Source organism: cyanobacterium endosymbiont of Epithemia turgida isolate EtSB Lake Yunoko (assembly GCF_000829235.1).
Taxonomy (GTDB): Bacteria; Cyanobacteriota; Cyanobacteriia; order Cyanobacteriales; family Microcystaceae; genus Rippkaea.
Genome location: NZ_AP012549.1, coordinates 2603443 through 2627008 on the forward strand (window position 1 = coordinate 2603443; position 23566 = coordinate 2627008).

17 protein-coding genes are annotated in these 23566 nt (G+C 32.2%); 8 read left to right on the forward strand and 9 right to left on the reverse strand.

The genetic code is table 11. From position 1 onward, the window contains the following. Positions 1-187: 187 nt before the first annotated feature. Entirely contained in the window at positions 188-1402 is a 1215-nt protein-coding gene (locus ETSB_RS08125) for a DUF790 family protein (protein ID WP_044107357.1), read from the reverse strand. Positions 1403-2170: 768 nt separating this feature from the next. Between ETSB_RS08125 and ETSB_RS10070 the strand changes: the two genes are divergently transcribed. Further along, complete coding sequence (locus ETSB_RS10070) at positions 2171-2314, forward strand: hypothetical protein (RefSeq protein ID WP_171816440.1); 144 nt, start codon at positions 2171-2173, stop codon at positions 2312-2314. Positions 2315-3344: 1030 nt separating this feature from the next. Here the strand turns inward: ETSB_RS10070 and ETSB_RS08135 are convergent. From ETSB_RS08135 to ETSB_RS08155, 5 genes are all read right to left on the reverse strand, one after another. Then, on the reverse strand, positions 3345-4274 hold the full coding sequence (locus tag ETSB_RS08135; RefSeq protein WP_044107358.1) for a LysR family transcriptional regulator: 930 nt from the start codon (positions 4272-4274) through the stop codon (positions 3345-3347). Positions 4275-5100: 826 nt separating this feature from the next. Beyond that, positions 5101-5730, reverse strand: coding sequence for an anthranilate synthase component II (locus ETSB_RS08140; RefSeq protein WP_044107359.1), 630 nt, complete (start codon positions 5728-5730; stop codon positions 5101-5103). A gap of 76 nt (positions 5731-5806) precedes the next feature. After that, positions 5807-6334, reverse strand: coding sequence for a diacylglycerol kinase family protein (locus ETSB_RS08145; protein ID WP_044107360.1), 528 nt, complete (start codon positions 6332-6334; stop codon positions 5807-5809). Positions 6335-6415: 81 nt separating this feature from the next. Next, a complete protein-coding gene (gene ybeY, locus ETSB_RS08150) occupies positions 6416-6952 on the reverse strand; it encodes an rRNA maturation RNase YbeY (RefSeq protein ID WP_044107361.1) in 537 nt (178 codons plus the stop codon). 13 nt (positions 6953-6965) lie between these two features. After that, positions 6966-7169 carry a DUF3285 domain-containing protein gene (locus ETSB_RS08155; RefSeq protein WP_044107362.1) on the reverse strand — a complete coding sequence of 68 codons (204 nt, stop codon included), beginning with the start codon at positions 7167-7169 and terminating at the stop codon, positions 6966-6968. A gap of 3221 nt (positions 7170-10390) precedes the next feature. Between ETSB_RS08155 and ETSB_RS08160 the strand changes: the two genes are divergently transcribed. After that, the gene (locus ETSB_RS08160; RefSeq protein ID WP_044107363.1) at positions 10391-12100 is read left to right on the forward strand and encodes a helicase HerA domain-containing protein; all 1710 of its coding nucleotides are present in this window, start codon (positions 10391-10393) and stop codon (positions 12098-12100) included. Positions 12101-13974: 1874 nt separating this feature from the next. Here ETSB_RS08160 and fba read toward each other — a convergent pair. The 3 genes from fba to ETSB_RS08175 all read right to left on the reverse strand — a co-directional run bounded on the left by fba (position 13975) and on the right by ETSB_RS08175 (position 17862). Further along, positions 13975-15054 (reverse strand): class II fructose-bisphosphate aldolase, encoded by a 1080-nt coding sequence (fba, locus tag ETSB_RS08165; protein ID WP_044107364.1) that lies wholly within the window; start codon positions 15052-15054, stop codon positions 13975-13977. A 994-nt stretch (positions 15055-16048) separates the two neighbouring features. Continuing rightward, complete coding sequence (gene plsY, locus ETSB_RS08170) at positions 16049-16699, reverse strand: glycerol-3-phosphate 1-O-acyltransferase PlsY (protein ID WP_044107365.1); 651 nt, start codon at positions 16697-16699, stop codon at positions 16049-16051. A gap of 47 nt (positions 16700-16746) precedes the next feature. Further along, entirely contained in the window at positions 16747-17862 is a 1116-nt protein-coding gene (locus ETSB_RS08175) for a DUF3086 domain-containing protein (protein ID WP_084220222.1), read from the reverse strand. A 952-nt stretch (positions 17863-18814) separates the two neighbouring features. Between ETSB_RS08175 and ETSB_RS09455 the strand changes: the two genes are divergently transcribed. The 6 genes from ETSB_RS09455 to ETSB_RS08195 all read left to right on the forward strand — a co-directional run bounded on the left by ETSB_RS09455 (position 18815) and on the right by ETSB_RS08195 (position 23352). After that, positions 18815-19039, forward strand: coding sequence for a hypothetical protein (locus tag ETSB_RS09455; RefSeq protein WP_084220223.1), 225 nt, complete (start codon positions 18815-18817; stop codon positions 19037-19039). Between the two features lie 546 nt (positions 19040-19585). Continuing rightward, entirely contained in the window at positions 19586-19726 is a 141-nt protein-coding gene (locus ETSB_RS10075; protein ID WP_171816441.1) for a hypothetical protein, read from the forward strand. Positions 19727-19747: 21 nt separating this feature from the next. Next, positions 19748-19912 (forward strand): hypothetical protein, encoded by a 165-nt coding sequence (locus tag ETSB_RS10080; protein WP_171816442.1) that lies wholly within the window; start codon positions 19748-19750, stop codon positions 19910-19912. Between the two features lie 58 nt (positions 19913-19970). Beyond that, entirely contained in the window at positions 19971-20621 is a 651-nt protein-coding gene (locus tag ETSB_RS08185; protein WP_044107366.1) for a glycosyltransferase family 2 protein, read from the forward strand. Further along, a complete protein-coding gene (gene rnc, locus ETSB_RS08190; protein WP_044107367.1) occupies positions 20611-21330 on the forward strand; it encodes a ribonuclease III in 720 nt (239 codons plus the stop codon). The genes ETSB_RS08185 and rnc overlap by 11 nt, the downstream gene beginning before the upstream one ends. Before the next feature lie 1581 nt (positions 21331-22911). Further along, the gene (locus ETSB_RS08195) at positions 22912-23352 is read left to right on the forward strand and encodes a hypothetical protein (RefSeq protein ID WP_044107368.1); all 441 of its coding nucleotides are present in this window, start codon (positions 22912-22914) and stop codon (positions 23350-23352) included. Positions 23353-23566: the final 214 nt, after the last annotated feature.

A 23566-nucleotide genomic window follows, 5' to 3' on the forward strand; every position in this document is an offset into this window, starting at 1 on the left:
TTATTTTACAATTTAAAGAAAAATATATACATAATTGCCAATCATATCTGGCGACGAACTAAATTACTTATACTGTTTTTTAACACTTTATAAATATTCTTGAAAGCAAAAGTAAGAATGTGGATAGACTGAATTTTGAGGCTTTTTAGAATGGAATAGCTTTATATCGATGGATTGATTCATTGAGTCATTCTAATAAATTTAAGATGGTTGTGGGGTTTAGCTTATTTTTAAACCACACAATCTTCGCGGGAGTATCTGTGAATTTAACTCCTGCCTTTTCTAGATTCAATCGTTCAGAAATAGCTAGAATTAGATTGTCTACATCAGAATTTTGGACCTGATAAAATTTTTTTTGTAGGTATTCTGTCCGCCAATATCCAACAATTTCTAATAAAATGTCTCGCCCATCGGGATGTACTAAACGAAAGTCGGGAATCATTACACTCCCACGTAAAGGAATTAAATCCACTTCTCTTTCTAGTCGCCATTGGGTTTTCAATTTTGCCCATCGTTTGGCGAAGGACTCTTCCAACATACTATCATAGGTTTTTCCTTTAGGATAATGACTCACTAAACCACAGCGATCATCTAAACTAAAATGACTAGTTTTAATTTTTTCGGTATAACTATCCTTAATTTGTAATTTAGTTTCGAGACTCCATTTACTAACATGAAGTAGAGCCGGAATCATTTTAGCTAAAGCTAACCCATAACGGGTACTAGCTTTAAATAAACTTGTCGGGCCATCTATCATAATGGTAAACCCTGTATCTGCATCTCCTTCTATATAAGCCATTAATTGAAACAATTTAAGATAACGAAACAGCAATTTATATTCCCCTGGATTATTGCGATGAGCATTAATTCTAATGTGACTAGAACGATAGAAAATTCCTTGAACTTGTGATAAATTATAACGATGAATTAATTCTTCTGAAGTAGGAGACTCAAAATCAGTCAAAATACGATTCTCTTGTAAGTCTGCATAAAGTCCTTGTTCAATTTCACTAGGCAAGATTTCTCTATTTAATTCCTCACTTAACAAACCGGCAATGTTGTCTAACAGATAGGAACGGTTAGCGGGAATAGGGAGAGATTCCGCGGCGCGACTAAATACCCGCTGTCGTAGTTGTTGGGGTTCGAGGGGGCTGACAATTTCAAAAGTTGAAAAGTTATTTTTTAACAGATGGGCTAAACCTCGTTTAACCCGATAATTTAAATTATCTCCTTCTAGTTCTAGAAGCTTCTTATTTAGTTGTTCTTGAGTACTCCCTAGATGATTTTGAAAACAATCAATTTGTTCAGAAGCCAGGGTGAGTGTGTTACTATCTAAATATAGTTTTCTAGGAATTATAGATTCGCCAATGTGACGATAAATTAGTAAATCAGAAGGCAACATAATATTTTATACGTGTTTTATATGTGTTTAATGACAAGATATAATTTCTATGTAGTCATTGATAGATCAATCATAAATTAACTGTCAGTTACTTGAAACTCCAATAAAACCTACACTAGTGAACATCTCCTATTGACCTCTAAAGTGGCGCTCCGATAGTTATTATGGTTGATATTAGCAAGGAAGTCTATTGCAGACTAGATAGAGAAGTGTTAATTGGTTACAAAAAAGCCCTAGAATGAATGATACTCTAATAACTATTAGATTTTGTCAACCACGGTATGAGGTTAGAAAAACCAGGATACTATGGAATTGAGTTTACATCGAAGAATAAACTATTAAAATGAGTTCTATACTTTCTATAAAAATAGCCTAATTTCATTAAGATTCTAGTAACCTGTCAGAATAAATTTTGGGTAAACGTATGTATTATGGTCATTAGGATGAAATAGGTAACTATAAAATTAATAGTCGTCAAGCCTAGATAGACCTAATTTAAAAATTACTTAATTTGGGTCGGTATTTAAAGAGCAGAAAATTTAATTGATGTTGATTGTGGAATTTTAAAAAGTACCTGCTATTTTATATCAAAAATTCAATGCAATTGGGATAAAAAACTCCTATCCTCTGTGCAAGCTGCTAGAGCTAACGAAAACATAAAAAATGTTATTTACAGAAATAGTTGATTTTGAGGTAGCTGATGCTTTAAATATTCCCTCTTAGGATAATAATTTTGACCTAGTATAGTTCCTTTAAACTGGTAAATATATGCTTAATAAAACTAAATTTATTGAAATATATTATAGAGTTATTAAACCAGGAGTGACTTTAATTTTAGCAACTTGGAGCCATCGTCCTATTAATTCTCTCGTAGATGAGTTAACTTCGAATGAAAACCAACACTTAGCATAAATTTATTGGGTTTGTTATTTACTCTATGTTATTTTTTTATCCGAATACAAAAAAATTTTCAAATGAATCAAAAGTAATCAAGTCTGATGATTACTCGATAGATTATTTTAAATATTAACTTATATTTATCATTAATATCTTCTACCATTTATTTTATAAAATAGGTAATATCTTCTTCAAGATTAAAGATATAATCGGCACTGGGTTTTGTTTTTTTTTGAATAAGATTTAAATATTAATTAGTAGATTCAAAGATTATTAACAGCAGTCTTAATTTTCTCAAAAAAATTATTAACTAGAATATTGATTGGTATATATAAAGATGACTAGTAACGCTTGATACACATAAAAAAATTCTCTTTTATTTATTCATAACTGACATATTTTTATATATTAGTATTTGAAGCTTTTTAGTCACTTGTTAAAAAGGTTTTCTATAGTTATCTGACTTAGCATTAACTTATTTAACATCATGACGTCTATCTGTTACTAATTTATTTTTTTACATTAATTTGCAACGTTATTATGCAGTTTACTAAGATATATGCCAACTTTTATGATTTTAGTAAAAAACGATACTCTTCTTTAAATTTATTTAATGGCTCATTATGTTTAACTTAACAAAGATTAAGTCTGCGATAGACTAACTTTTTTGTCTAATAGAGTTAATTATTTAGATAAAGTTTTCTGATTGTCTAATTTTAATGGACAAAAGTTATATTTAGACTTATCTATCCGATAAGTCTAAATATTCCTCTCTCATTTTAAATCCAATGATGAGTAATGATAAGTATTTCAAAATTTCAAATCTTATTTATTAAACTAAGTGGAGTATTTAATGCTACATGTGTAAGTTGAGTGAAAACTCCAAGCTTAGTTTAATTCAATTAAAACACAAAATATCCTAAAATATCGTCCATCTAGATGGATATGGCTTTTGACATACCTATTATTGATAATAAGACTATGTCTTTATATTCTTGATTTTTACATAACAAGTTTAATAGAACCTCAATTTTTACGTTAAATCTCAAACTTTTGCTAAAAGACTAGCAGGAGGGATAGAAAATTTCGTGCTCTTTTGAAGTAGATAGTCTAAAAACGCTTTAGCTACCACTGATAATTGTTTATCTTCCAAATATGCTACATACCAACGACGTTTGATCGGAAAATGTTCCACATCAAGTATTGTCAGTTCGCTATCCTTTCCCTCAGAAATCAGCGTATGTTGAGAAAGGATAGAAATACCTAAATTACCTGCGATCGCGTGTTTAATTGCCTCATTACTTCCTAATTCTAGGCGTACCTCAACAGATAAACCGTGTTGATAAAACAGCTTTTGTATTGCCTGTCGAGTCCCCGATCCTGATTCACGCATGATGAAAACTTCGCTATCAAGATTGGTGATAGGAATATTTCGTTTTCCCGCTAATGGATGGTTTTTAGGAGCAATTACCACTAAATGATTATCAAGAAAAGGTTGAGTTGATAATCCCATGTTATCAGAGGGTTCACTTAAAACATACAAATCATCTCGGTTTTCCATCATGCGTTCCTGGATATGTTGATGATTAGTGATAGCTAAAGAAATGTTAATGCCGGGATATTGTTGACAAAATGTACCTAAAATTCGAGGAATAAAGTATTTTGCTGTGGTAATAACTGCCAATCTTAATTGTCCCTGTCGGGTTCCTTTTAAATCCGCTACTTTCATCTCAAAATTTTCTAACCTTCCAAAGATTTCTTGACAGGTTTGAAGTAATTCTTTTCCAGCTTCAGTTAGATAGAGACGTTTACCAATTTGTTCAAACAACGGTAGACCGATGACTTTGGTTAGTTGTTTAATTTGGCTTGATACTGTAGGCTGAGTAATTAATAATTCTTCTGCTGCACGGGTAAAACTCCCATGACGAGCCATAGTCTCAAAAACTTTTAACTGATGTAGGGTGGCTTGAATCAATGGGCATTTCCTCTCGTGTCAGATTTTGAGTCTGCTGAAGTATTAAATCACTTACTTAAATCATAGACGAATTTTAATGGTCTTTCAAGTTTAACTTAAATAATTCCTATGGTAATTATCATTAACTTTTACCAGTGAGAGTCCCGATGGTAACAAATACTGGTGTCTCTTTTTGAGAAAATCGCTATTTTTTGTTAACCTAAATAAAGTTGATGAGGGCTTTTGCCCGTCTCCGGGAAAAAGTTTCTAATTTTATTAAAAGATCAGATTACATTCACTAAAATTGAAAAACAATTCAGAACGGCTGGAGTTAATGATTATTTTTAACTAGTTTAATGAATTAATTGATAAGGAGTATAGACCCACATACAATATCCCCGACCCTCTTAAAACTTAATAAGTTTATGTGAGGATATTTCTTCTATCAGTAATCTTTACAGTGATGTTAACTTTTTCTAAGTAAATATATCGTTTTTTGGAGATAAACCACTAATAAAAAATAATAACCAGTATTTAAAGTTTAGTTTACTTATTAAGAAAAATGAGCGTATTTTTTAAAGTAAAAATATTTGATAAATACAAGAATTTTTACTTAAAATAAGGTAGCCTATAGTTCTTCGAAGGCTAAAATAGAAGTAATTATCAACCAAAATATTGACATAAACGTAGAATAAAGAAGATTTAATTGTTAATTAAGTATAGTAGATGGGGTAAGTCTAAAACTTCTTGAAGTTACAAAAATTCGTTTTTGGTTAGCACCCCACTTCATTCATTAATTATTTTATTGGCTTATGCCTCTTGCCATTTATAGCAGTTGCAAAAACGCTTAAGACATTTTCCTATTCTTTATTTTCTGGGTGTCAAAATTTTCCAGACTGACTAAAAAATTACGGAGAAGTTGTTTCCCCGACGGAGTAAAGATACTTTCCGGGTGGAATTGTACCCCTTGAAGGTTAGGATAACCTTGATGTTGAAGCCCCATAATAGTCCCGTCTTCAACCCAAGCAGTTATTTCAAGTACTTGTGGCAGACTACCTCGATCTACCACCAAACTATGATAACGAGTGGCACTAAAAGGATTCTCTAAACCTGTAAACACTCCGACTCCCTTATGATAGATTTGAGAGGTTTTGCCGTGCATCAACAGAGGTGCAGCTACAACCTGTCCTCCATAAACTTGACCCAGACTTTGATGACCTAAACAGACCCCTAAAATGGGTAGAGTCGGGCCTAACTGTTCAATTAACGCGAGTGATATTCCTGCATCATCAGGACGGCCTGGACCTGGAGAAATTACAACTCCATTCGGTTGTAGATAACGAATCTTATCAAGAGTAATTTGATCATTACGGTAAACTTGGATATCTAAAGCTACGGGAAGTTCAGCACCCAGTTCTCCTAAATACTGCACCAAATTATAGGTAAAACTGTCGTAATTATCAATAATGAGAATCAATACTTATCTCCTTGAAGCTTGCTGGGGGAGCAGTTAATCTCCGCCCAAAATCTGCTTTTGACCTTAACGCAAAGTCTTACAGGGTAAGAAGAAAAGGAACCAAAGGGGGCAACAAAATAAAACTGGCGACTAAAACTGCTGCCATCGCCCCAACCATGACTGCTCCGGCAGCACAATCTTTAGCAATTTTAGCTAACATATGGTATGATTGTCCTACGGTTAGATCAACCACCGATTCTAGAGCGGTATTCAATAACTCTAAAACCATCACAAGAGCGCAGGTTAGAGAAACAATAGCCAAGTTCACACTAGTAACTTGTAAAAATAGTCCTAGGCTAATGGCAATCACGGTCATAGCAGTATGGATACGGAAATTACGTTGAGTCTCAAAAGCGTAACAAATGCCAGCCCAAGCATATTTAAAACTTAAAAACAAGTTAGGGGCCATTTGCCAAGCTAATTGCCGTCGGGAATACAATTTTAATTCTGCAGTTGAACTTGTCTCGAGACTAGGGTAGCTCCTGAAAGCAACACCAGAAGGCAATGAGGAAGAATGAACTAGCTGGGGACGAGAGGATTGGTTCAAGTGTAAATTTGTTTTCATTATCTTAAAAATTTTACGACGGAACTGTTAAAGTTTATTAGAAATACTGTGGAATTGAAACAATTAAATAAATCCAATGTATCAACTATTTGGCTGAAGGCCTACAAGTTTTAACAAAGTTTCTTGTTGTGCAAGCATCTGTCGCAAACTTTCTTCATCTGGATGATCCCAACCCAAAAGGTGTAGAAGTCCATGAGCCACTAACCATGCTAATTCTACGGTTAGAGGATGATTGTTTTGTCGTGCCTGTTTTTTAGCTGTATCTACCGAAATAATAATATCTCCTAAATATAGGGGTTCATCAGCGCTTATTTTTGCCGATGATTGAGGAACCTTAACTTCAAGAGCGGCAAACGCCAAGACATCTGTAGGTTGGTTTTTATGGCGATATTGGTTATTAAAAGTTTGTATTTCGTCATCGCTGGTTAACCTTAGACTCAGTTCATAAGCCTCCGCTATAGCAATTATTGAGTGTAGTTCCTTTAACCAAATTTGAATCCACTGTTGCCAAGTTGCCCTAATCATGTCAGAGACATCCGAATCATTTGATGCTTCGAAGTTAAGAGCATCTTGAAGATAAAGGTCAACGGTTAAGGTTTTCGCAGAAGAAGATGCCATCATATCCTCGATATTAACGAGTTAAATAGGAAATACTAACAAGAAATACTAATAAGCCTACTGTTACTACTACAAAGTGCTTGATGGAAGTTCCTCTTTTACGAACCATATTACGCATTGCTAGTCTGACGTAACTTGGTGGTGTGTCACTAGGAGTGACATTAGGAGATAAAGATGGGATGTCAGTAGGTTGAGAGGATTGAGGTAAATTACTCATGAGATCTATTGAGTTTATTCCAATGAGTGTTGTTGTCTTAAATTTTAGAGGTAATTCCTTGATGAGGGAACAGTTTGTTGCTAAAAATAAACTTTTTTTTAAAAAGCTCTTTGTTTGTTAATTAGCTAGGTAGTCAAGCTCTTATCTAGTTTTTTTGACAAAAGTTAATCTTCAGAAATCATGATAATTATTTTTAAAAAAAGTAGATTTTTTTTATTGTCTTCTAAGAGTTGATCACCAAGTTTTTAGATATTTGACTCTTTTAAACGTTTCAGAAAAGATTCTGATTAATCTATTTATAATCTACTGTTTTACAATCTATTGTAGATAACTGAATTATTCTAGATAATTGAATTGATTGTGTTTCTGTTCCGCACCCAAAATCCATTTTTTGATGTTTTCCTCATAATTAATTATTTGTTCAATAAAAGTATGCTCTCTTAATGTCCCTAGATTGAAAAGTTAATTGCCGTATTCTATCGTGTAATCGTATTTTATGATGTGATATTCAAAAATTTGTTTACACTACTGTTTCATAACTGTTTAGTTTTTTCTTTATTTGAGTTGTTAATTTTAAAATATAGCAAAAGGTAAAGTTAGTTTCTAAATATGTTCCATGACAATAGCTAAAGCCGGTGCAACTGATTCTAGAAGTCATTTATCGAAGGCATATTGATCAACTATAATCACGAAAGTAGCTGGTAACTCCTCCATGAGATGAACAAAGACTAACATGACTGCTATAAGTGTTTCCTCAGACATTAAGAGAGTATGCATTTAAAATAAGGTATTAGTGAGAGTGTCGCCTAAACTGCGGTCTGCATCGTCTTAAACTTGTTTTTTGTATTTGAACTTGATAGTAACAACCCCAAAAGCCACTGATTAATATAGGAGTAAATAAATATAAATTGAGATAAGAATTGCCCTACTCTACTAATCTAATCAATAACCCTGTGGCATTGATTGCCACAGATAGCTTACATGAAGTTCCTCATCACGTTATTTAACCTTCCTAAGGGGATTAAGATCTCTACCGCAAATTACAGATATTAAAATAGGATAGTCTAAAGTAGCAATATTGGTCCCTATCTTATCGCTTATGGACAGTGACTACAGTCCATAAGCAATGACTAAAGTTAAGATTAAGACTATGATAGCGGTTAATAATACTAAGATAAAATCATAGTTAGCTAGTTACTAAAAATTATTGACTAGAGCATATGAAGGATTAAAGAATAATATCAGTAGAATGCAATACACATAAGTAACGACAAATACCAAAGCAAAAGAGATAAAACAGAAAAAAAAGGCTAGTATTGCCTGCCATTAACTGCGTAGCAGCTACTCGTTCCTCTAGTCAAAACCAAGTTCTATAGCATAAGTTCCTGTTGTCGAAGTATTTACCCTAAAGTATCGTACTATCCTAAAATTATTTGCTCGATACTCCCGATCCCATCCTCGCCATTAGTAGAAAAGAATTTAGAAAGCAATCTTTAAGGACAGTAGAGTCTAGATATGGCCATATTTTCTAGTTCCCCAAAAAATGCTGCCTATCACAAATAAAACAGTAATGACAATTAACGTTGCTGCAACAACAAGGACAAAAATTTTACAACTATTAACTAGAAAGTATTTTAATAAAGATTTTTCGTGATGGAAGTGGAATTAGAATTAGTCATTATTAAAATCAGAAGTTTTCCTGAATTTGGAGGTAACAGACGTTGATTTTCGTAGAGGTTCAGCTTTTCCTTGTTGTCTCCTTTCATCTTCAATCCAAGAATTCACGCTTTGAATTGAAAACAACTAAACTGTGTTCCGACTAACTTAGTAACATTTGAGTTCTTCATGATTTCTCTTTCTTTTATGATCATCTTTAAAGCACCCCAAAAAGGAAGAGTTAACCTACAGGATTGAGGTATAACGGATTTTTTGTAAGCTCGTTTAACATATTAATTAGATAAAATTATAACTAATACTAGGTTGATTTCTAATTAAGTTAAAGCATAACCAATACAAAGATAGATTCTCCTATTAAAGGGTAAATATTGACAAGAAAAATGTCCTTGTTCTAAAAAATATTCTGATCTAAATTGTTTCGACTTAAGACAAGTATCTTCTCGATGATGAGTTCAATAAATATTGAAAGGCAAACATCGTTTCTGTTACAAATTCTTTATGATTCAAACAAAAATTTTAGTAACACGACCAAAAGTAAACCTGGCTATAGTATAAATATATAGAGTTTTTTGACAGAATGCTATTAACTAGGAAGTTTTTATATTTTTTATCGCTTCTAAAACTTTCTATTTTTTTTTAAAAATTTAACTACTAGTAATTTATGAGCCCAGTAAAAAATAATTTAAAACCTTTATTTAGGATTATCAGCTTATCTATTAAGATAATAGATGTCATAAAGTTCCTCATTTAATCCCGTGTTAATACCATTAATCTTAGGATATCTTTTCCTTCTGTTTATTTCTTACTTTGTCGTCTATCAACTTTAACTTTTTAAGTTTTAAAATCTTATCAATATTTTTTAATAGTTACATTGTATCTTTCTCTAACAACTATAGTTTGTCTAATTTTGAAAATTAGAACAAATAAATACAAAATTCAATCTAACAAAAAACCTAATTATATCGAATATTGGAGGTTAAGTTGTTGGTATCTTTATCCTTAAGATAAACTAATGAAAGCTTGAATAATAACATGTAAATCAATTGCAATATTTTTTTATTTACCACCAATATAATAGGTATAATTTTAATCAAATTAATCATAGATTTTTTTTTATCACAAGCAAGGAACATTAATAGTTTATATTTTTATTAATAATTTTTACCACCAATAATGGTACTCGATTTAGGTTTCAAAAAATGTATTAGACTACTACTAGTTCATTATGCGGTAAACTTTTGAGCATTATTATAATCAAAAAAACTTAAATAGCTTTGGGATTACTAAACATTTAGATACAAATGGAGGTAAATCTGCTATCACCGCTATAAACATAGCTTCATACTTTTTCTAGTTATTTTCAAGATAGCCAGGAAGCTCGTTAATCTATTGCAATAATCGTAACCAGACAGGGGTTTATAGTCTATTAAGAAATGGACTCGCAATAATTTGATTAATTTTTATAAGACATCGATACAATAGCCCTAGGGTTAATTGATACCATCACCCCCTATCTATAATGTCTGTATTATTTTTTGTGTCTTATGATAGAACAACCCTTGGGATCAGTTATTGAAGGTTCTCTCAGTCAAGGATTAGAGGTTCTCTTACATCCTGATATTTCCGTCGAGCAAATGCGGGTGGGCAAGTTTTTAGTCGTTCAGGGAATAAGATCACGGTTTTTCTGTATCCTCACCGACGTTTCTTTAGGAACGACTAACCCTCGTATTCTTTCCAATCCTCCTAGTTTTGAAGATAGTTTGATGCGCGATGTTCTGGCAGGAAGCGGAACCTACGGAAAAGTAGAATTAGCCCCAATGTTAATGTTTACTCCTATTGAAAAGGAAGTACAAGTCAATGCTAAAACAAAAAATAAGGATAGTTCATTAGGATCATTTGAGACACAAACAAGTAGTGATATTGAATTACTCCCAGTCAAAACTATTCCAGCTCATTTCAGTCAGGTTTATGAAGCTTTAGAAAAGGATTTTCGTTGTGTTTTTGGCTGGGAAAATGATCCTATCCGTCGTAATTTTGCTATTGGAAAACCGTTAGATATGGAGGTTCCAATTTGTATTGATTTAGATCGATTTGTAGAACGAAGTAATGGAGTCTTTGGTAAGTCAGGCACTGGAAAGTCTTTTCTTACTCGTTTGTTGATTTCAGGTATTATTAAAAAGCGAGCAGCTGTTAATTTGATGTTTGATATGCATTCGGAATACGGTTGGGAAGCGATACGAGAAGGTAAACACGTTTCTACAGTGAAAGGTTTACGTCAACTGTTCTCTGGCGAGGTAGAAATTTATACCCTAGATGTAGAGTCTACTAAACGAAGGGGGGTTAGAGATGCTCAAGATCTTTACCTTAGTTTCGATCAAATTGAAATTGAAGATATTCGCTTAGTTGAATATGAATTAGGCATTTCAGAAGCCAGTTTAGATAATGCTGAGATTCTTCGGAAAGAATATGGGAAATCTTGGATTATTAATTTATTAAATATGACCAATGAAGACATTAAAATTTTTTGCCAGGAAAAACAAGGTCATCCTGGCTCAATTATGTCTCTGCAACGGAAGTTAATGCGCTTAGAAAAACTAAAATACTTACGTACTGCTTGTTCCCATAATTATATCTCGCAAATTTTACAATCTTTAAAGGCAGGAAAGCATGTGGTTGTTGAATTCGGTTCCCAATCAAATATTTTATCTTATATGCTAGCAACCAATATGATTACTCGACGAATCCATGCCAGTTATGTCAAACAATCAGAGAAATTTCTTCAAAGTAAAAATATAATTGATCGCCCCAAACAACTAGTCATTACCATTGAAGAAGCGCATCGTTTTCTTGATTCTAAAATTGTTCATCAAACGATTTTTGGTACCATTGCCAGAGAGATGCGAAAATATTTTGTAACCCTGTTAGTTGTTGATCAAAGACCATCAGGAATTGATAATGAAGTTATGTCTCAAGTGGGGACTCGGATTACCTGTTTGTTGAATGATGAAAAAGACATTGAAGCGATTTTCACAGGGGTATCTGGGGGACAAAATTTACGGTCAGTTTTATCTAAATTAGATTCTAAACAACAGGCATTAATTTTGGGTCATGCCGTCCCCATGCCAGTAGTTGTTAGGACCCGAGCTTATGATCAACAATTTTACACTGAAATCGGGCCAACTGATTGTTCAGAATGGTCTGATAAAGAGGTTTTAATTGCAGCTGAAGTTGCCAAAACAGATTTAGGGCTTTAAGATTCAATTAATCTAATTTTTAGAGTAAGATATAGTTAGATTATATATCTATATACTTTAAAAATTTTTTGTATGAATAGGTATTTAAATCAAGCTCAACCTTTGAACTTATTCCCAGTTGTTAGTTTTTAAACTAATATGTAATTTTGAGTAGATATATTTTTATCTATAGTATTAATCTACTTACTATCTTGATTAAAGATTGCTAGCTTCTTAGCTGTGTCCTATAGGTTTTTGCACTTTATTTTATAAATCTACACAGGTTTTTATTACTCTTTCATGATTAAAAGTATAAATTTGTAACTTTGGACAATGTTTGTTTTAGTTTTGATAAATTTGACTTGATACGGCAGAAATTATAGTCAACAATATGTCAAAGAAACAATAAATTTTGTTGATCTTGCTTTGTTTTATGAGTTCTGTCTTTGTAGCTGTTGCAATTACAGCCAGATTGCAATACAGAATTAACTAGTGACACGCCAATTCAAAAAGATTCAAAGTTAAAGATTGAAGAACTTTCTGAACACAGAATCTTTCTTTTTGATTTACTTCGATTTATTATTAATACTTTCTACTGTTTGTAGAGTTATTTCTATATCAGAAGAGACAATTATTTTAAAATCTAACTTGATACTAATCCACTAATTTTAATAGTCCTGATACTCAGTCTAAGATTTTTAAAAATTTTTTATAAATTTCTTTTTTAGTCGTCGTTGTATTCTGAGAATACTAATAATATCTTATGGACTTATTTATCTAAAAAATAGAAAATTATAATGCCTGTAATTATTTACATAAATTTTTATATATTATTTCTATTTATTGTTCACTCATCATACTTCTGGTTTTTATTTTTTTAATATCTCTCTGTTAAAAAACAAATCATAATTTCTAGCTTATTGGTCTTTGACATATGTTTTTTGCTTTCTTATTATCTAAATTTATTTCTATATTGATTACATTTAACGTAATGACAATTTTTTTAGATGAGCAGCTTTCTTTAGTGGTCAAACCACATAATAAATATAAATTATTGTTCTTTCGATTTTGCTGACAAATAAAAACGTTCCTATCTTATTTTAAGAATACTATAATTAATAGGGAGTTTTGCTAAACTTAGCATATTATTAATCAAACTAAATTGAGCATTAAATACAATAGGTATAAATTGAGTTTAAATAATGAGTTTAGCATAATTTAATTGAAACATAAAATCTGTTATTGTACTGTTTATACTTGTAGTTATAGCTTTTAACAAAGCCTATTACTGACTATCTTATTTTTTTGTAGTTTTAATAACTGCATAACACGTCTATCAAAGTTTTATTGATATTTAAATTTAAAATATTAACCGGTAAAATCTCATTATATATAGATTAAAGATTATTTTTTAAAATTTTAAATTTGTTTAGTAAGGTGATTAGGATATCGAATGACTCCTAATCGCTCACTTTTATCACGGCTTTCAATTTTTATATCAAATGCTAGTTGATTTAATCTTTTTTTTGAAACAATTAGTTGTATTGTCCTTTTTGGCAAACCTAATAAAATTTATATTTTTCAGTTTTTATAGAAAAAAACTACTATACTCAAAATTTTTTATCTAGCAATAGAACCGTAATTTTTGACAACTAAAGTACCCGCAGTATTACATTCAACTATCTTTATATTTTTTCAACTAGTTTGGGTAAATATACTAATTTAAATCTTTAGTTTTGAAAAGTTATCTTAACACAATGATTTAAATTTCTTGGGAATACTTAATAAAATACAATTACTAATTTAAAGAAAAAAGCAAACACCTGGATAACTTTAATTAGTTACCCAAGTGTTAAATAGTAAATGACAAGTAAAAAATTTTTGCCAGTCAACTTCTATACAGAAACAGTCTTCCTACTACCAGTAGATAACTCTCCTTGAGCATACTTAGTAGCATAAGCCTCAATACTTTCTTGCTTGATCTTACTAGCATTGCCAGCAGTCCAGAATTGCTGATAACGCTCAGAACAAACTTGCTTCATGTACTTTATAGAATTTTTCATGAAATGGCGAGGGTCAAAGTTACTAGGATCCTTATGGAAGGATTCTCGAATAGCAGCCGTGATTGCTAATCGATTATCCGTATCGATGTTAACTTTACGAACACCACTCTTGATCCCTTTTTGAATCTCCTCAACAGGAACTCCATAGGTTTCAGGAATTTTACCACCGTATTTGTTGATTATGTCTAACCATTTTTGGGGTACGGAGGAAGAACCGTGCATTACCAAGTGGGTATTGGGTAAACGACGATGAATTTCTTCAATGCGGCTAATAGCGAGAATTTCACCGGTGGGCTTACGAGTGAACTTATAAGCACCGTGGCTAGTTCCAATGGCGATCGCTAAAGCATCAACTTGAGTACGTTCAACAAATTCTACCGCTTCATCAGGATCTGTCAAGAGTTGATCTTTACTTAAAGTTCCCTCAAACCCATGACCATCTTCTTTGTCTCCTCGACCAGTTTCAAGAGAACCTAAACAACCGAGTTCACCCTCAACACTAGCACCTACAGCATGAGCAACTTTGACAACTTCGGCAGTAATATTTACGTTGTAATCAAAGCTAGCGGGAGTTTTGCCATCCTCTTCTAAGGAGCCATCCATCATAACACTGGTAAAACCATTACGGATTGCGCTATAACAAGTAGCGGGGCTATTTCCGTGGTCTTGGTGCATAGCAATGGGAATATGAGGATAGCTTTCTGATGCTCCCAAGATTAAGTGACTGAGGAAATTTTCTCCTGCATACTGACGAGCGCCACGAGAAGCTTGTAAGATAACCGGGCTATTAGTTTCCTCAGCTGCCTGCATAATGGCTAAAATTTGCTCAAGATTGTTGACGTTGAATGCAGGAATACCATAACCATTCTCAGCTGCGTGATCTAGAAGCATTCGCATTGGGACAAGTGCCATAGATGTCCTCCTAATCTATCTTTTGTTTTACGTGAGTTAATTTTCAAGAAAATCAACTCCTTTATTTTTCAATATTAAGATAGATTTCCCTTTTTGACGAATTGTTTTTTATGCTATGCACTACACATTATCTTGTCAATACAAAGTTTTCCTAGTCCTAATCAAAACCAAAGGTAATTAATTAGGTAATCGGCATCTGAGCTTAACCTCCGAAGTTGCCATCCCCATATAAGCAGTGATGATCTACCAAAGCAAATAAATTCCTTGGGAACCAATTGTACAAGCTTGTATCATACGAGAGCGTCCGCTCGATCGGTTGTTATCAACATTATATAATAACTGCATTCGCACAGAAATAATTTAATAATTTATACTTCTCCATAGATCTAAATCCTATGGCATTTCATAAACCTGCATAATTTTAATTATAGCCAAAATATTTTAAAAGTAACACAAACTAATTTTTTAAAACTACATATACTTTACATAATTCACCAAACTAGACTGTAACTTTAGCATTGGAGAATACTAAGGTAAGGGTAAAAAAAATTGTTTTTTTACAACTGAAATATGATGAATCGGAAAGATAGGCTTAAATAATTAAGGGCAGAAAGAAGACGACTAAGTATCATAAGGCGTCTAATGGAACTCGTGAAATTTTCTTAAATAGGTTTAAAAACCAATATAATTTAGCCAAGGTAGTTAAATAAGGTTATTATCAAGAGAATTGTCTTAAAAAACTATAATTAAAACAATACAAAGTCAATTTTAATTGTTGAAATCTAAAAATTAGAAATGGTTTAATTTTTTAACATTCATTTCATATTGTAGTTGCCTACCTATCCTCTCTTGAGGGGGTTTTCTTATAACGATGTGTCTTGTCTACTTCCAAATTATAAAGGTATTTTTTCATGAAAATGTCTGAATATCGAGTATTTGAGAGTAACCAACCCCAAAAAGCGAACATAAAAATACATCAAACTAACTCTTAAGATTAAGACAAAGAAGAATTTTGTAAGTTTTGACCAATTTTAGGTTCTTTCCCCTTAAGGAGACGATTAATATTTGTGCTATGACGAATAATGACATAGAGTCCTGCTACCAAAGCAAAAATACAATAGGGTAGAGGTTGATGTAGCCAAATCATCAAAATATTGACTGCAAGTACTCCTGTTAAGGAACTCAGGGAAACAATCCTGGAGAAACTCAGCACTAGCAAAAAGCTAGTTAAGCTTCCTAAAGCAACTAAGGGGTTGAGGACGCACAACACGCCTAAACCAGTAGCTACTGACTTACCACCTGTAAAATCAAGAAAAATTGATTTACTATGGCCCAATATAACAGTTATCGCTGTCACTATCATTAACCAAGGTTTCCAGTCCGAAGTGATTAGTCCTGTAGGGGCTAATATATAAAACCATTCAACCATTGCCATAGATAAGATGGCCTTACCTAAATCTGTCATTAAGACAAGGACAGCCGCTGTTTTACCCAGTATTCGCAACACATTTGTCGCTCCCGTAGAACCCGATCCATGTTCACGAATGTCAATCCCTTTAAAGACTCTCCCTACAAGATAACCCGTAGGAATAGAACCTAGTAAATAGGCTACCAGACATAAAAATCCACTAATTACCCAAGCCATAGTTCCTAATTCATTCCGCCATTATGATAGTTTACAGATCTATGTCATTAATATAAATGGTTTGACACTTGTTGAAGATCAGGTGCAAATGCTAACAAAAGGGGAAATTGTAGGAGGGAAAGATTTATCTGTTGTTCGGTTTCATCAATAATTATCAGGGGAATTTGTTTATCTTCGAGTAAACGTTCTGTTTTTAGCACTAAAGCATCTGGAGATTCAAAGAGAACTACTCCCTTTTCTGGACCAAAATCACTGCGGGAAATTCCTAAACAATCTTGTAATCCCCTACGCCATTCTCCAAGTCTTTCGGGACTGTTAGCTAGAATCAGAAACCGAGAGCGATCACCGTGAAGACTATTCAATACAGAAATAATCGCCGACGCAATCAAAATATTCTGTAGGCGAGTACCCATGGATAAAATAGCTCCCCGTCCTCCTTGAGAAAAAAACCACGTTTGTACCCGTTCTGCATGAATTGGTTCAAAAGTACGACGTAGTTGCCATGGATATCCATAATAATCAGGGTTATTGCGGTATTGCTCCAATAATTGCTTAATTTTTATAGTTTGTGTTTCAAATTCTTGAGGGGCAAACTGAACCTCACCTGAACTCGAAGATTGAGAAGGGATTGTTTCTGAAGAACACCAAGTTTCTCCGGTGGGCAATTCTAATTGTTCAGCCGTCGCCGCTAAATCTTGTAAACTGCCTACTAAATAATCCTTAAATCCTTGAACCCGAATCGCTAAATCCTGAGAAACTCCGGCAAATGTTGTTCGCATTTCTTCTTTTATCCTATCCCGACGACGTTCAAGTTGTTCAACGGAAATTTCTAGGGCTTGTTTTTGCTGTTTGAGTTCTTTTAAACCTTCTTTAACTATTAAGCGAATGTGTTGCTCAATATCTTGAATTCCTCCTGGTATCATTTTATGTTCAAGGTCTAGCTGTTTTATTTCTTGTGTTAACCCTTGTTTTTGTTGTTCTAGAGACTGAACTTGTGCTGTTAACTCTTTAACTCTACTTTCAAGATTTAATATTGTGTCAGAAACTTTAATCATTTTAGGTTCAGGAGCATTTTCTTCCTTTGTGACTACATTCTCGGCAGTATTGTTAGTCGACTCGTTGGTTAACTCAGCTTTGGAAACTTGATGATCGTCTATATTCATTTTCTCATTATAAATTTACAGTAATTTTTAAGGGAACTTTTATGTTAATAGTTCAACATTAATTATCGAGTCTATTCTAGTTAAATAATGTTCTAATTCTAGATCGTGAGTTTTTATACTAGAAACATACTTATCTATGGTAAAGGCATTGATACGATGAATAACAAGAATTTATTTAATAGTATTTTTTCTAGATAATCTATCTTATCTAAAGATGTTTAGATTATACACTAATAGTAGTATTTACGTAGATAACAGTATTGATATAGACATTCTTTAATGTTTTACAACCGAAAGTAATCGTCAAAAAGTGTATATCATTAACTTCTTAAAAATAAAATTTGTATTAGACTACAAAAAATTTACCACGTTTTCCATTCGACATAAAAAAAACAGTAAATTAATTGACCCTAATGATAAATATCTAAAACGATTGGAGTAAACTGTAAACGGATACTGACGGTTTAAAATAACAAGTAAAAATCAAAGAAAACTAAGGATAAACTTACCCAAGGTTGTACTACAATCAACACGATAGCCGCCACTATTAAAGCTAAGGTAATTTTATAATTGGGAGCAAGTTAAATGGTTTTATCGAGAACGGAGGAAGAAGTAACAGACATCATAGAAAATTATAGATTACAATAATAAACTTGTCTGTTTTACAGGATAGCACTGCTAGATTCTACTTGAAATGAAAATAGCAAAACAGCGTAGAATGGAGTTCTGGATATAATAATTACATTTTTTCTCGAATATTATCAATCTTCTCAGTTTGGCTATTTCGATGGGGTTAAAGTAGAAGATAGGATTGATAAACCCAGCTTTAGCTTCAATGATGACCTAGTTTATCCCTTTTGGAATATAATCGGTATTTAGTTAAGCTATTTAATGATTTAACTAATATTTAACTTAATGTTACTTGTTTAAATTTTATCATAAAAAATATAGTATGAGTGCATTTTTGCAATTGCAGAATTCTAAATTAGACGCAATATTTGCTTGGAGTAAAAAAGAGCAAGAGATAATACCCGCTCAATCTTGGTTAGCTATCTTAGAAATATTTATTCAACAAATTTATATAAAATATGCTTATAAAACTTTTCAAACTATCAGAGAGTATGACTTGAATCAAGAGACAATCGCAGAATTAACTGTTTATCAAAAACTAATTTAAAATCTTTCTCAAGCTTTAATATTTTTAAATCATAAAAGTTTTAAAATTTTCTTCCAATGATTTCGTAGCTTTATTGAGAAAAGTAAAGTAAGGAAATTGAATTGTGTAAATTATGTCTTTAAAACAAAAAAATTATGCTTTAACTGTTTCAAACACATAAACTTCAAAAGTATTTATCAATTAGTTGATAGCGATTAAAAGTTCATACAAATTGTTAATAAACTCGAAGCTTTAGGGCTATTAAACCCAGAGATAAATTATCTAGATTGGGGAAACTTTAAAAAGTTAGTTCCCGTTTGTTACTTATTCAGTTTAACGCGAGGTACTCCTATTGATCGTTACTATCTGAGTCAATTTATTGAAGAAATTAGAGAAGAAATTCAAGGAAAGATTTTAGAAATAGGAGCAATTCTCAAAGATCGAGATTTTTATGAAGTGAACTTCCAATATTTTGATCAAGTCCTGAATTTGTAACCAGGGTTAAGAATAGATATTGTGGGAGATATTCATGATTTTTCCGTGGTAGAACCAGAATCAGTAGATTGAGTGATTATTTTTAATGTTTTAGAACATTGCTATACTCCTTGGATAGCGGGTCAGAATATTTATAGATGCCTAAAAATTGGAGAAAAATATTTCGCAATGGTCCCCAATGCTGTAATAATTCATGGAACTCCCGTTGATTAATGACGACTTTTACCTGATGGAATGAAGTATTTATTCAAAGATTTCTCTGAACAAAAATTATACATTTATGGTAATCTCATCACTCTCATTGCTAGTTATCATAGTATTGCAACTGAAGAATTGTCTCCAGAAGAAATCAATAATTTTAATCCCAATTATCCTGTTACTATCTGTATAGTAGCATAAAAATGACTAGCCTCATTGGGTAATCATTTGAACCTGGTTTTCTCTTAATACTTAAGCCATGAATAATTTTAATTTTTCTTTTATTCCTGAAGTTTCTGTGATCTTAACGACCTATAATCGAGCCGAATATTTAACAGGATGTATTCAAAGTGTCCTTGAGCAAACTTATCAAAATTGGGAATTTATTATTGTTGATGATGGCAGTCAAGATCATACATTTGAAATTGTAAATCCTTATCTTGAAAAATTTTCCAATATTCGTTATTTTAAACATAATAATAGAGGGGCAGCACTATCAAGAAATGTAGGGATTAAAGCCTCTTTTGGAGATTATATAACTTTTATCGATAGCGATGATCAATATCTTTACAATCACTTACAATCGAAACTAGACTTTTTTGAAAAACATCCAGAAATTGAGCTAATTGCAGGGGGATTTAAACTCAATCAAGAAACATGGGTTACAGACTATTATAATCCTGACCAAAAAGTTAATATCCAAAACTGTGTTATTTGTCCGACCTTGTTTGGCAGAAGATATGTCTTTTTCGAATTACAAGGGTTTCAAAATATTCTCTATGGAGAAGACACAGACTTATGGGAACGTGCTGGGAACAAGTTTAAAATACAAAAAATTGTTGAACCGTTAACTTATCTGTATACTAGAGCAGCCGATAGTGTTTCAAGACAGTTTTCTCATGACTTTTAATGATCCTCGGCGTAATAAACAATTACAAATGTTAATACAAAAACTGGGGTTATCTGACACCTCACAGATTAATTGGTCATGGTTAGATCTTGCATTGACTCATCCTACTATTTCCAAGGAAAATAACTATCAACAACTGGAATTTGTGGGAGATTCCGTAGTAAGACTTGCAGCCGCTGAAATACTTTTAGAAACCTATCCAAATGAGTCTGTAGGAGAATTTGCGGCTCTACGTTCTATGATGGTCAGCGATCGCACTCTAGCTCAATTTGCCGATAGTTTTGGGTTAGAACGCTATCTCCTGATGGCTGATCATGTAGTTAGAGATGAGGCCGGAAAGGTTTCTCGTCTAGCAGATGCCTTTGAAGCGGTTTTAGGCGCACTATATTTGAGTACCCAAACCATGAGTTTAGTGCGCCCCTGGTTAGATGATCTTTTGAGAGCCAAAGCTGAAGAAATTCGACAGGATCCGGCTCGCCAAAACTATAAAGATGCTCTACAAGAATGGACTCAGGCTCAGTATAAACTCCTACCAGAATATAGAGTTCAAAGGCTAAACTCTGTACCGACTAGTCAACCTAGTTTTCTAGCTGAAGTTTGGCTCGTAAACCGTAAATTAGGATCAGGACAGGGTCGTTCTAAAAAAATAGCTGAACAAGCTGCGGCTCAAGAAGCTTTCTTTAAGTTCGTTAATGTTTGTAATACTTAAGTAAATTCAACGAAGAGTTGAAACCCCAAATTTTATTTTTGAAGGCAACAGAGCGATTCAAATTAATGAAAAAAGTAGTCAATCTCTGATGGAGTGTAGCTTTAAGTCAACTATCCTTGAGGAAGTACGACCCGTTCTTAACAAGAGACTCCTAAGTTTAGGTATATTTCTAAGGTTATAAGTCCAAAAAATTATATGATTAACAATTAAGTAGTTGTTTTGCTTATGTTAAGAAATACAAATTTTTATGAAAATCACTTATCTACATATAACAGAAGCTGTGCAGTCCAAGTAAATAAGTGGGTTTAGATAAGCGTAAAATAGAAAAATAGTCAGGAAAAAGTGATTTCTAAACGCCAGCCAGCCTAAAAATTTAGTTGACAAAATTAGAATAACAAAAACTATCAAATTAAACTTGCCCATAAAAATCTTCTTCAGCAGGAGAACAAGAGCAGAAATATTATGTTTAAATCCAAGAGGATAAAAGGTTAATTTTTTTAACCTTTTTTTAAAAAATGCAATTTGGAAAACAATTTCTAGACAAATTCTTCATAAAAGACAAAGATTGTGAGCTTCTCTGAGATATGAAAGAGTAAGAATTAGGAAATAAGAAGATGTAAAATATTTTGAAAGGCTTTAAGAAAAGGATAAAAAAAACTTATATTATCTCAGGTTTTCAGAAAAGAGAGAAAAGTCAAATTAACTTCTGGAGAAATATGTAAAACTCTTGAAAATGGTACCGGAAATAGAAAATAACAAAAGTGAAGACGATAATTGCTCCATGTACTAAGGAAAAACTTAAAAAGTAGAAAAATTTTAGATAAAGAGACAGATAAAGTTGAAAATAGAACAAAGACAAAAGAATAGACACGTGAACTGTTCTTGATAATTATTCATTCTTCAATACATACAAGTAATTTAGTTAGAGCAAATCTGAAATGATAGAGAAAAAAATAATGTTTATTTTTTTCTCTGCTTGTAGTCCATAACTGAATATAATAGAAGTGAAATAGTTTAAAATAAATAACAATCATGAAACAGGTTTTATCAATGGAGTAATTTCTTAAAATTAAATATTAATTTAACAAGTAAACAAATATTAATGATTGCTTAAATATATAGGTAAAAAATAGTTTGCATTTTTAACGTTTATTTAAAGCTATTTACCTAGACATATTATCTAATATAAATATACTTTTTTATAGAACAAATTCTAAAATTTTTATGAATTTACACGAAACATCACTTCAAATAAATTTTATTTTTTAAAGTAAATTTTCTTAGGCAATCATTACATATTACGCTAATGGCAATCTATATAGATTAAGAGAGTTTTTATTACAGCAATAATTTATTACCAATGAACAGTGCTATAAAATGGTTTTTGGTTGATTGACGAGGTTAGTACTGTATAAAATAACAAAAACTACCTAAAAGTTTAATGAGAGTTAAGCTCCATGTAGGTTAGCAATAACACCTGTCAGGAAAACGTAATTTAGTATCAATAAGTTGACTAAAATATATAAAGAATTCATGGGAAAATAGAAGAGTGAATTGAGTCTTATCTAGCGTATATGTAATATGATTCGTTTATGGTTACATTTTGTATTAACGACTATTTTAATTAGCCTAAGTAGCTTAATTGTCGCTTGTAATTCTCCAACTCCCCCAACAGAATTTGCCCCTGATGGAGAAATAGTTGAAAAAGCGATTGTCTTACAACTATCTCAAAACTTCCAGAGTTTGAGCAATCAGTTAAACACAACTCCTCCCCAGCTTAAAATTAATCAAATTCAAGTTAAGCAACTAGACTCAATTTTAGTAGAACAGTTATTCACTTATCACCTTCAGGGAACTTACAATTTAAAATTGATGTTTTCTCGTCAAATAAAAGAACAGAAAAAGAATCGATTTGACATTTATCTACAACGACAAATAGAAGGGGAAACCTGGCGTTTACTAAAGAGAGAATATAATCTTTCCTATGAAACTACCCAATGGAAAAGTTATTTAATAAGATAAAAGAACAAAAAGGTCTTAAGTTAGATGGATTTTTTCGGATTTTACGAAGTTTCATTACATTTTTCAAAATACTTTCTTAGAGATTTGGTTATAAAGGCGGCTACTAACTTCAACTAGAGTTAATATTGATTAACTAAACTGTTTGCTCCCCCGTTATTGAACATTATTTTAAGGACATCCTTTCCTCATAACCCTCATCCAAAGATGGATTAGG